This window comes from Thalassotalea sp. LPB0316 (assembly GCF_014898095.1).
In the GTDB taxonomy this organism is placed as follows: domain Bacteria; phylum Pseudomonadota; class Gammaproteobacteria; order Enterobacterales; family Alteromonadaceae; genus Thalassotalea_G.
On sequence record NZ_CP062946.1, the window covers coordinates 299,078 to 311,143 of the forward strand.

Sequence of the window (12,066 nt, forward strand, 5' to 3'; positions counted from 1 at the left end):
AAACAACCGCTAAAAAGCAATTTGTTATCACTAGCTCAGGTGACTAAATACCGTCACCATCTGTATGCAAGCCACATTCTCTTGCCCGACCATTAAAGCGAGTGTCACTCTCATCCATACCAAAACTCAACGGTGATGAACTATGCGTATCACCAACCGAGACATAACCTTGCTCCCACAAAGGATGATATGGTAGCTTGTGCTTGGTAAGGTATTGGTGCACCTCTTTGTTCGACCAGTCGATAATCGGATGAATTTTAAAGCGCCCGCGTAAAATGGAGACAACCGACAACCCTTGTCGATGCTCCGACTGTTGACGTCGGATCCCTGAAAACCAAGAGCTCGCGTTTAGCTCAGTTAAGCCACGCTCTAACGGCTCTACTTTATTACGGCGATTATAGCGCTTCAACTCATCATCACCTAAACACCACTCTTCACCGTACTTAGCCAATTGCCACGCTGTGCTTTCCTTCGCACTATAAACTTGTAAATTCAAGTTCATTTGCTCAGTTAACTGATCAATAAATTGATAAGTTTCTGGAAACAAGTGCCCGGTATCGGTGAGCAAGACTGGAATATCAGGATAGACCTGAGTCACTAAATGCAACATCACCGCCGACTGAATACCAAAGCTCGATGACAAGACAAACTCACCGGGCAAGTGCTCTAAAGCCCATGCAACTCGCTCTTGCGGTGTCATCTTTTCAAGTGCGCTATTCCACTGCGCTAGCCAAGACTCAGGCAGCGACGCTGGAAAGCGGCTGTCTATGGCTCGACTAGGCATGAAAATCCCTCGCGCTAACGATCACCTCATCAACAACACCCACGCGAATAACGAAATCACCAAAACACTCATTAGCTTGTTTTTCTCTAGCCCAACGGCCAACTAAGGCATCTATTTCAGCTAAAATTGTCGCTTCATCAATGCCGTCTTTGTACAGTTTAGGAATGCGCGTACCTTCAACATTACCACCCAAATACATGTTGTATTTACCTGGTCCTTTACCGACTAAGCCAATTTCGGCGAGCATCGCACGGCCACAACCATTCGGGCAGCCAGTTACGCGTAAAATAATGCTGTCATCTGCTACATTGTGTTTCGCTAAAATCGCATCGACATCATCGATTAAGCCTGGTAAATAGCGCTCAGCTTCGGCCATAGCTAATGGACAGGTTGGAAACGCAACACAAGCCATTGAATCTTTTCGCTGCTGCGAAACGCTGTCGTCAATTAAGCCGTGGCTACGAGCAATATCTTCAATTTTAGCTTTATCAGCTTGCGCTACACCTGCGATAATTAAGTTTTGATTCGCCGTCATACGAAAATCACCTTGGTGAATTTCAGCAATTTTGGCAACACCTGATTTCAATGGTTTACCTGGGTAATCGAGGATCCGACCATTTTCGATAAATACTGTTAAATGGTGCTTACCATCAACACCTTCAACCCAACCAAAGCGGTCGCCACGACCAGTAAACTTATACTCGCGCGAAGGCTCAAAAGTGTGCTCGGCACGCTTTTCAACTTCAGCTTTAAAGGTGTCAATACCCACGCGATCTAGCGTGTATTTAGTTTTCGCGTTTTTACGGTTTACGCGGTTACCCCAGTCACGCTGTGTGGTAACAACTGCGGCAGCAACATCTAGCGTTTTTTCCAGTGGCACGAAACCGAAATCATCAGCGCGGCGCGGATAGGTAGAGGTGTCGCCATGCGTCATCGCTAGGCCGCCACCAACAAGTACGTTAAAGCCGACGAGCTTGCCATTCTCGGCAATAGCGACAAAGTTTAAGTCGTTGGCATGTACATCAACATCATTTTGCGGCGGAATAACCACAGTCGTTTTAAACTTACGCGGTAAGTATTGGCTACCTAAAATTGGCTCCTCGGTTGACTCTACCTTCTCACCATCTAACCAAATCTCGGCGTATGCCTTTGTTTTTGGCAGCAAGTGCTCACTTATTTTTTTCGCCCACTCGTAGGCTTCTTGATGAACTTGTGACTCAACAGGGTTTGAAGTACACAAAACATTGCGGTTAACATCGCCCGCTGTTGCTATCGAATCAATACCAATGCTGTTAAGCGTTTGATGCATCAACTTAATGTTTGGTTTTAGTACACCGTGAAACTGAAAGGTTTGACGCGTCGTTAAGCGAATCGAGCCGTATAGCGTGTGCTCTTCGGCGAATTTGTCGATTGCCAACCACTGCGTTGGCGTAATAATACCACCGGGCATACGAGCACGTAGCATTACGTTATGCATTGGCTCAAGTTTCTGTTTTTGACGCTCAGCGCGAATATCGCGATCGTCTTGCTGATACATACCGTGAAAACGAATCAACTGGAAATTGTCAGCGGTAAAGCCGCCGGTGATACGATCGTTTAAATCGTCAGCAATCGTGCCACGAAGAAAGTTACTTTCGCCTTTAATACGCTCATTGTCAGCCTTTTTACCTTCAACAATAATCGGGCCCTGACCTAAAATTTGCTTGTTTGTTTCTGTATTTGACATTAGTAAACATCTCTTTGATAGCGCTTATCACTGCGTAACGCTTTTAAATAATCTTCTGCTTGCTCAAGGCTTTTACCACCTTGCTCAGCCACAACTTCAATCAAGGCTTGATGAACATCTTTCGCCATGCGATTAGCATCACCGCAAATGTATAGGTGAGCGCCGGCTTCTAGCCACTGATAAACCTCGGCTGCGTTTTCTTTAATGCGATGTTGAACGTAGACTTTTTCCGCTTGATCGCGTGAGAAAGCGACATCCATTTTGGTTAGCAAGCCTGATTTGAGGTAGTTTTGCCATTCCACTTGATATAAAAAGTCTTGCGTAAAAGTTTGATCGCCAAAAAACATCCAGTTACGTCCTTCGGCATCTCTTGCTTCACGCTCTTGCATAAAGGCTCTAAACGGTGCAACACCTGTACCTGGACCAATCATGATGACATCGGTAGAATCGTCTTGCGGTAAACGGAAATTATTGTTCTCTTCAACGAATACTTTAACTTTGCCACCTTCCGCTAAACGGTGAGATAAAAACCCTGAAGCGCCCCCTAAGCGCGCTTCACCAGCTTTATCAAAGGCAACAACACCTAGCGTTAAATGCACTTCTTCGTCGACTTCTGCTTGGCTTGAGGCAATTGAATATAACCTCGGGGTAATTTTGCGTAAGTTATCAACCAAGGTTTGCGCATCAACCGCTGTTGGCGCTAATTTTACAATGTCGATAATTTGATTTTCTAACGCGAACTCACGCAATGCGTTTTTATCGTCGAGTTTATCAATTAACACAGCGTTACCACTGTGATTCGCCCAAAACTCAACAAACTTTGGATTGGATTGGGTTAACTCAAATTGCTCAACTAAGGCTTGTTTTAAAGCTAGCTTTTGCTCGCCCACGGCAACAGTTTCTTCACCTGTTAAGCTTAATAGCGCAAGTAAGCGATCAACTAACACCGGATCATTTTCAAACCAAACCCCTAACGCATCACCTACTTGGTAAGTTAAGCCTGAATCTGATAAATCGATTTCGATATGACGAACGTCTTTATTTGAATCTCGCCCCGTGATCTTTTGATTAACTAACAACTCAGCCTCAAATGGCGATTCTTTTGAGTATTGTTTTTGGCTCGTGGTATCGGCGATTGGCAACGAAACCACATCAGCACCTGTTGAGGCTGTTAACTCATCTTTGAGAGATTCAACAATCGACGTTGACCACTGTGCCGCTTCATCTTGATAATCGACATCACAATCAACACGCGGCGCGACTTGCGTTGCACCCAGCTTAGCGAGTTGTTGGTCGAAGTCTTTACCAGTTTGACAGAAGAACTCATAGCTGCTGTCACCGAGCGATAAGACACTGTATTTTAAGTTGTCTAATTTAGGCGCTTTTTTAGAGAATAAAAACTCGTGGAAAGACAGTGCATCATCTGGCGGCTCGCCTTCACCATTAGTACTGGCAACAATTAACACATGTGTTTCTGACTTCAAAGCTTTCGCTTTGTAATCAGCAACGTTTTTTAAGTTAACTTCAATACCCGCTGCTTTTGCTTGATCGGCAAGCTTGTTGGCCACGCCTTTAGCATTACCGGTTTGAGATGCATACAAAATCGTTAAAGTTGCACTCGCTTGTGCACTTGGCGCGATAGTAGCAACAGTACCCGGCTGTTCGCTTTTAGCAGCCAAATAGCCACTCGCCCAGGCAAGTTGTAGTGCCGAAAAACCACTGGTAGCTTGTTGCAAATTCGCTAATTGGCCAGCATCAAGTGCTGCATTGCCGAGATTATTTGTTTGATCTTGTTGTTTAGACAACATAACGTTCATTTCGCCCATTTCAATAATTAGGCAAATGATAGCGAGGCTTAAACAACATTAAAAAGAATAGAAAACGATTTTTTATTCCAAATATGAATATTGGTTTTGGATATGATTAAAAATGAGTGACTTGGGGTAGTTTTCAGCACCTAACATGCTATCAAATATTGTTGACAGTTAATGTCGTGAGCCAATAGCTTAAAGCCGGTTAGTCGCTCATTGCTAGAGTTTGTCTTAGATTGAGTGATGACAATAAGGTAACTAGCAACGAAGAGCCGTCATCCCCTGATGCTTTTACAGGGGATCTCCAAAAATTTATAGTGGAATAAATACTATGAGCTCACTTTGAATTTATGAGGTTCCCGCCTCCGCGGGAAAGACGGTTAATCGTTTAAAAGTTTAGTTTCACTACTTAAAGCCAATAATCGCTCATCATATCGATGCGCTATTTCAAAGCTCGCTAATCAAGGATAATCGTTTTATTGATTAGCTTTGAGCCATTGCCAAGCGTTATCGAGCTCATTAGGTGAAAAGTGTTTTTCATCTATGTTCATTAAGGCAGCGAAGAAACTATCTATGGTTATGAGCCAATGCCAAGCGGCGCTTGAAGACACTATCGCAACTTTGTCGAAATGGCGCATATGAGCAAAGAGCCACTTAATATCTTGCCACGCGTTATCGACGCCCCAATGAACACCTTCAGATAAGACAATCAATAAACTGACTTTATTGTGGGTTGATATGGCCTGCTCTATCTCTTCGTTCCAAGCCTGCTCTTCAGCTAACCCGGCTTTGCCCGATACGACAAAGCCAAGATATGGCCCCGAGCTTTGTGCTAATTTTTTGATCATAGTTTATCTCACGCATTATCAATCACGCTCTGTTTTAGCTCTTGGAATAAAATCAACAACCTCCCCCTTTGCCGTCAACAATTGCGTACCTATTTCTTGCTCACTCTCGATATTCAACAGACCAATCCCGCTTTGATTTACTAACCTACCATCACTTTTAACCGACGGCTTACGAGCGAGAATTTTCATTCTTCGGCGCTTGGTAAACCAGTTTAGCGGTGAGTAAGCGGCATATAGTACTGTGTTAAGTTTAGCCAAGATTGACAAAGGTCGAGCGGGAAATTCATTTTTAATGCCACTACAAGTGACTTGTAAAATACTCGATTGCGTGCGAATAAAGCGATGCTCTACTTCGTAAACAAATGAATAATGGACATCGCCAGATAAAATAATAAAGTTCGGCGGTGTTTTGTAGTGCCGAAAAATATTGAGCATCACATTAGCCGTGCCTGAATGAGCCATCCAGTTTTCTGCATCAACCATCAGGGGTTTGCCAAAGAAGGTGAAAATGCGCTGGATCGTTTCAATCAGTTTGACGCCATAAATTGGTGCAGCTGACACCAAAATGACACTCGGCTGATCAATCAACTCTTGTTGCATTTCACACAACGATTCCCAGTCCATTAAGCCAGAGGGTTTACCAGCAAAGCTTTCGGATCGCCAACGACTCGTGCGAGTGTCAAGCACCACCATTTTGGGTACGCTATTTAAATGGTAATGCCACTGATCGAAATCAAGGAGCGCATCAATGAGCTCGTCGTGAGTATTAACCCCATCACCGAAGTGTTCGGGGATCTGCTCAATAAGCAACTTAACGTTATCAGGCGCATTACCCCAGCCTTGAAACAACAAATAGCCAAATAAAGCATTGCCAATTATTCGTTTTGAAAACGCGTTTTGATAGGCAGACTCTTCCCAAGCTCTCGTTAAGTTCCAATCGTCGGTAACATCGTGATCATCAAAAATCATGTAGGTTGGAATATGAGCTAGCGCCCGCTGCACTTTGCCTAAGCCACTAATAAAACGCTCTAGAACAGCCTTTTCATCGTGATAAACCGATAAAAACTGTGTTGGTATATGATCGGTTTTATCTAAATCGACGCTTTGCCACAGCGCTGGCGACCAGGTCAGTAAATACTGAGCAAAGACTTCGGCTGCCGTCACTAAGTGGTTCTTTGCGTTAACCGAAGTAAATATTGGTTGTTTTGATGCGCCAAAAAGTTTCGCCCATAAACCGTGATTAACCTGATCTTGTGGTAAGAATAAGTGACGTTGGTAATAGCCCTGCTCACTGGCGAATAGTTGTGAAGAATCTTTGATTGCTTGCTCGGCGTTATTCGTTGTAGATTGGCAAACTTGCCAACTTTCTTGATATAAACCTAGCAAATCAATAACTTGGTGAACAGCATTAAGCATAGGACCACAAACATCATCGCAATATACTTGGTCACCAGACATCATCAACAGTGCAGGACGACTTTCAGGCTCGTCAAGGCTCGCCTTAATTTGCTCATCAACTTGTATTAAGGCGTCTTCACTATCAAAGTGTGGCTTGCGACAAGAACCGTGCAACACCTTATTGAGTCTAGTTTTAACAACAAAACTTAGCGGCTTGTCACCGTAGTGAAGCGTTGTAATATCCGATAACGAAAACTGCTTATCATCACCTAGATAAAAACTCAGTTGATAATTCAAGTTTTGCTCCAAGACAATATACTCAAGCGGTGGTGTCAATAAATGAACAAAGGCTCGTTCACCAATTTGAATCGTTTGCTGACTATCAGGCGTTAAGACTTGGCAAAACTGAAAATCTTGATCGTTATCGCAGGTAATCGTCAGCTCAATTTGGTAATTGCGATCGGTGACCAACCAAAAATTGAGTTGGTCATCAGTGCAGCGCCTTACAATCGGGCCGGCAAGCAGTTTGGCTAACTTTTGTTGAGTCATAATCGCGGATCAGTTTGTGCTACCAGAGGTTGTTGCAGTGCTTTTTGATAGAAAGCCTGCAATGCCCGAAAGTGTTGCCACTTGACCAGATCGCGAAAACTTGCCCAATCTAGCAAGCAGAACAAACAGATACTTGGATAATGCCAACTACCAAATTCACCATGTTGTGCTGCTTGTTCAAGTACCGGAAAAATACTGGCCAAGCGTTGATTTTGCAGATTAAAAAACAACTTATCTGATTGCGTATCAAACCCTGAACGTTGACACAACAAAATAGAGACTAAAGAGTCGTTAGCAGCGTCAATAACCGTGAGTAAATTTTGTTGTGGCCAACTCAATGGCTCGAGTTGCAACTTTTGGCTTAAATAATTAAAGATTATCCTCGAATCGTATATTTGAGTATCGCCATCGACTAACACAGGCACTTTCTTGGCCGGGTTATTTTGGCTGAGGATTTGCGCACCTTGCTCTGAAAAAATATCAATATTGATAAATTCGACGTCGTTATCTTGAGTTAGCAAGCGAATACGACGAACAAAAGGCGAAGTAGTCGAGCCGATTAATTTCATTTTATTCTCTATTTTATCGATGATTAGTTGATCCTTTTTAGCCAGTTTAGCATTGTTTATAAAATCAATTTATCTTATGAAAAGAAAAACTTAAAAAAAGTTAATGGCTTGTAGCAAGATTGTAATTCTTTGGCTATATTGGATCTGCAAGACTTTAAACATAAGGAAGAAAAAATGAGACTTAGCATAGGTTTAGGGCTATTAACCGCAGGGCTATTAGCTTTTTCCGGAGTATCACACGCTACGACTGATAAATCTCGTCCCAATATTCTCGCGATCTGGGGTGATGATATCGGTGTTCATAACATTAGTGCATACAACCACGGTATTATGGGCTATCAAACGCCGAATATTGACCGTATCGCCAATGAAGGCGCGATGTTTACTGACTCATACGCACAAAACAGTTGTACAGCAGGCCGTGCTGCCTTCATGATGGGACAACACCCATTTAGAACGGGTATGTTAACCATCGGTATGCCAGGTTCAGATCACGGTATCCCTGATTGGACACCAACTATCGCCGATTTGTTAAAAAACAAAGGTTACATGACGGCACAGCATGGTAAAAACCACTTTGGTGATCAAGACAAGCACCTGCCAACAGCACATGGTTTTGATCAGTTCTACGGCAACCTTTACCACTTAAATGCGGAAGAAGAGCCAGAAACCTATTACTATCCTAAAGACCCTGAGTTTAAAGCCAAATTTGGTCCTCGTGGGGTTATTAAATCATACTCAGACGGTCGATTAGAAGATACTGGCCCTATGACTCGTAAGCGCATGGAAACTGCCGATGAAGAGTTCCTTGCTGCAACATTACAATTTATTGATAAAGCCCATAAAGAAAAGAAACCTTTCTTTATTTGGCACAACACCACGCGTATGCACATTTGGACGCGTTTAAAACCAGAAGCAGTTGGTCGTACAGGTATTGGTCTATACCCTGATGGTATGGTTGAGCACGACGATCAAGTGGGTATTCTTTTAGATAAGCTTGATGAGTTAAAGATTGCTGACAACACCATTGTACTTTACAGCACAGATAACGGTGCAGAAACTATATCGTGGCCAGATGGCGGTATTACACCATTCCACGGTGAAAAAGGTACAACATGGGAAGGTGGCTTCCGCGTCCCAGCAATAATTCGTTGGCCAGGCAAGATCAAAGCGGGTACGAAATTTAATGGCATGATTTCACACGAAGACTGGATGCCAACATTTTTGTCAGCGGCGGGTATTAAAGATTTACCAGAGAAGCTGAAAAAAGGCTACAAGGCTAATGGTAAAACGTTCAAAGTACATTTAGACGGTTATGACTATGTGCCGTACCTAACAGGTGAAACGGATAAAGTGCCACGAGATGCTATTTACTACTTCTCTTCTGAAGGGCAATTAAATGCTGTACGTTGGAATGATTGGAAAGTCCACTTTGCCAAGCAAGTTGGCGCTATCAACACAGCGTATAGATTCACACCACAGTGGCCGATCGTCGTTAACCTGAAAGCTGACCCATATGAAGTGATGTGGGAAGAGTCTGAAATGTACGTTCGCTGGTATGCCGATAACATGTGGTTATTTGTACCAGTTCAACAAAAAGTACAACAGTTCTTAGCCACTATTCCAGGTTATCCATTCCAGCCTGGTTCAACACTTTCAGCATCAGGTATCGATTATAAGTTCTTCGCTGAGCAGAAAATGAAAGCAAGCATAGAAGCACTTAGTAAAGCAAAGAATCGTTAATTCGTAATTTGTAACCATCAAAAAACGCCCTCAACGGGCGTTTTTTTTATTTTTCTCATTATATAGTTTGAGCGCGCAGCGCTAAATATATTTCACTCGCCGAGTAATGTTACACAGTAGCTCATAGGCAATCGTAGTTGAATGCTTGGCAATTTCTTCCACGGGTAATTCACTGCCCCAAAGCGTAGCGATATCACCGATTTTATCTGTGCTTTTAGGTCCTAAATCAACCGTAATCATATCCATAGAAACGCGGCCAGCTAATGGCACTCGCCGATCGTTTAGCCATACTGGCGTACCATTTTGCGCATGACGAGGGTAGCCATCGCCATAGCCGATCGCAATAACCCCGATATTGGTGTCTTCACTTGCTTGCCAAGCATTGCCATAGCCAACCGTTTCGCCTTTTTTAACGCGTTGAATCGCTATCACGCTCGACTGTAACGTCATCACAGGTTTTAGCCCAAAGCTTGCAGACGATTTATCAATTAATGGTGATACACCATAGAGCATTAAGCCTGGGCGAATCCAGTCACATTGCGTGTTTTGCCAACCACAAATGCCGGCAGAATTAGCAATAGAGCGAGCATTAGGCAATTGCTCGGTTAGCTGATTAAACAGTGAAAATTGAGCTTGTGTCGACGAACTTTGTAGATCATCAGCACAACTAAAATGACTCATTAATACCAAATCAGAATGGACATTTTCAGACTCGGTTAACGCGTAATAAAACGCGTTAAACTGCTCCGGTTCAATACCTAAACGATGCATGCCAGTATCAATTTTCAGCCATACTTTTAATGGTCGATCTAAATCGGCGGTTAAAATCGCGTGCAGTTGCTCTTTGGTATGCACGATGGTTTGCAGATTATTCGCTGCTAATATCGCTAAATCACCCGTATTAAACACCCCTTCTAGCAAGACAATTGGCTTTATCACGCCTGCAGTTCGCAACTCTAACGCTTCTTCAATACGCGCAACGCCAAATGCATCGGCTTGTGGTAGTGCTTTTGCGATAGTCACTAAGCCATGACCATAGCCATTAGCTTTTAGCACCGCTAGTACTTTAGCCTTCGGCGCCATGGTTTTTATTACCTGATAGTTATCAACTAACGCAGGTAAATTAATGTGAACTGTAGCAGTGCGAATCGACATAAACCGCTTAGTCTTCTTCTAATACATGCGGGCCAGCATAATTGTCAAAGCGCGAGAATTGCCCTTGGAAAGTTAATGGCACACGTCCGATTGGACCATTACGCTGCTTACCAATAATAATTTCAGCCATGCCTTTAAACTCTGAGTTATCGTGATAGACCTCATCGCGATAAATAAACATGATCAAATCGGCGTCTTGCTCAATCGAGCCTGATTCACGTAAGTCAGAGTTTACTGGGCGTTTATCAGCACGTTGCTCCAAACTACGGTTTAGCTGAGATAGTGCAACCACAGGTACCTCAAGCTCTTTAGCCAGTGCTTTAAGTGAACGTGAAATTTCCGCTATCTCTAAAGTACGGTTATCAGAAAACTGCGGTGCTCGCATCAGCTGAAGGTAATCGACCATGATCAAACTTAAACCACCGTGATCACGAGCAATTCGGCGTGCTCTTGAGCGCACTTCCGTAGGTGTTAGGCCTGCGGCATCATCGATATACATTTTGCCTTTTTCGATCAATAAGCCCATGGTTGATGACAGGCGCGCCCAATCTTCATCACCTAATTGACCAGTACGAATTTTGGTTTGATCAATGCGCCCTAACGAGGCCAACATCCTCATCATAATTTGTTCTGACGGCATCTCTAATGAGAAGATTAGCGCAGGTTTATCTTCTGTCATTGCAGCGCTTTCAACCAAGTTCATCGCAAAGGTTGTTTTACCCATTGATGGACGCGCAGCGACAATAATAAGATCTGAAGGTTGTAAACCTGCGGTCATTTTATCGAGGTCGGCAAAACCCGTTGTCACCCCTGTAACACCATCATGTGGCTGTTGGTATAGTTTTTCGATTCTATCAACGGTTTTTTCAAGCACTGAGTTAATATTTTCAGGCCCTTCTGATTTATTGGCGCGTGCTTCGGCAATTTGAAAGACTTTAGTCTCGGCAAAATCGAGTAATTCGGCACTTGAACGGCCTTGGGTATCAAAGCCCGCTTCGGCGATTTCGTTAGCAACACTGATCATTTCACGCGTTACAGCGCGCTCACGGACGATTTCTGCATAAGCAACAATATTAGCAGCACTTGGCGTGTTTTTGATGAGTTCAGCTAAATAAGCAAAGCCACCGGCATCTTCTAACTTTTGTGCATTTTCTAACGCTTCGGTGAGGGTAATGAGATCGACTGGCTCACCTTTTTCGATCATCTCACCAATGGTTTCAAAAACGATACGATGAGCACGTGAATAAAAGTCTTGTGCTACAACAGCTTCACCAACGCGGTCAAAGGTCTCATTATCAAGCAATAAACCACCGATAACCGACTGCTCTGCCTCTAATGAATGCGGAGGAACGCGCAATTGCTCGACTTGTCGATCTTTCTCTTTAAACGACTTTTTGTTTGTATTTGAGAATTTTTGCTCTGCCATTAATGACTTCCTACTACACTATACGATTTAATCGCGACCGTGATGGTTTGCGAAAGA

At 43.4% G+C, this 12,066-nt stretch carries 9 protein-coding genes; 1 reads left to right on the forward strand and 8 read right to left on the reverse strand.

Annotated elements, in window-relative coordinates:
- Positions 1 to 43 precede the first annotated feature (43 nt).
- From cysH to LP316_RS01335, 6 genes are all read right to left on the reverse strand, one after another.
- Positions 44 to 784, reverse strand: a complete 741-nt coding sequence (cysH, locus tag LP316_RS01310; protein ID WP_193022313.1) for a phosphoadenosine phosphosulfate reductase — start codon at positions 782 to 784, stop codon at positions 44 to 46.
- Positions 777 to 2,510 carry an assimilatory sulfite reductase (NADPH) hemoprotein subunit gene (gene cysI / locus LP316_RS01315; protein ID WP_226960777.1) on the reverse strand — a complete coding sequence of 578 codons (1,734 nt, stop codon included), beginning with the start codon at positions 2,508 to 2,510 and terminating at the stop codon, positions 777 to 779. Before cysI ends, cysH begins: the two co-directional genes overlap by 8 nt.
- Positions 2,510 to 4,318, reverse strand: coding sequence for an assimilatory sulfite reductase (NADPH) flavoprotein subunit (locus LP316_RS01320; protein WP_193023778.1), 1,809 nt, complete (start codon positions 4,316 to 4,318; stop codon positions 2,510 to 2,512). The genes cysI and LP316_RS01320 overlap by 1 nt, the downstream gene beginning before the upstream one ends.
- Before the next feature lie 479 nt (positions 4,319 to 4,797).
- Entirely contained in the window at positions 4,798 to 5,169 is a 372-nt protein-coding gene (locus tag LP316_RS01325) for an STAS/SEC14 domain-containing protein (protein WP_193022314.1), read from the reverse strand.
- 18 nt (positions 5,170 to 5,187) lie between these two features.
- Positions 5,188 to 7,116: an alkaline phosphatase D family protein gene (locus tag LP316_RS01330; protein ID WP_193022315.1), complete on the reverse strand. Its 1,929-nt coding sequence runs from the start codon at positions 7,114 to 7,116 to the stop codon at positions 5,188 to 5,190.
- Entirely contained in the window at positions 7,113 to 7,685 is a 573-nt protein-coding gene (locus tag LP316_RS01335) for a glutathione S-transferase family protein (RefSeq protein ID WP_193022316.1), read from the reverse strand. The genes LP316_RS01330 and LP316_RS01335 overlap by 4 nt, the downstream gene beginning before the upstream one ends.
- A 174-nt stretch (positions 7,686 to 7,859) precedes the next feature.
- On the opposite strand from LP316_RS01335, the gene LP316_RS01340 reads away from it, so the two are divergent.
- Positions 7,860 to 9,428: an arylsulfatase gene (locus tag LP316_RS01340; protein ID WP_193022317.1), complete on the forward strand. Its 1,569-nt coding sequence runs from the start codon at positions 7,860 to 7,862 to the stop codon at positions 9,426 to 9,428.
- 81 nt (positions 9,429 to 9,509) lie between these two features.
- Here the strand turns inward: LP316_RS01340 and alr are convergent, their stop codons facing one another.
- On the reverse strand, positions 9,510 to 10,577 hold the full coding sequence (alr, locus tag LP316_RS01345) for an alanine racemase (protein ID WP_413470669.1): 1,068 nt from the start codon (positions 10,575 to 10,577) through the stop codon (positions 9,510 to 9,512).
- A 13-nt stretch (positions 10,578 to 10,590) separates the two neighbouring features.
- A complete protein-coding gene (gene dnaB, locus LP316_RS01350; RefSeq protein ID WP_193022319.1) occupies positions 10,591 to 12,009 on the reverse strand; it encodes a replicative DNA helicase in 1,419 nt (472 codons plus the stop codon).
- Positions 12,010 to 12,066 lie beyond the last annotated feature (57 nt).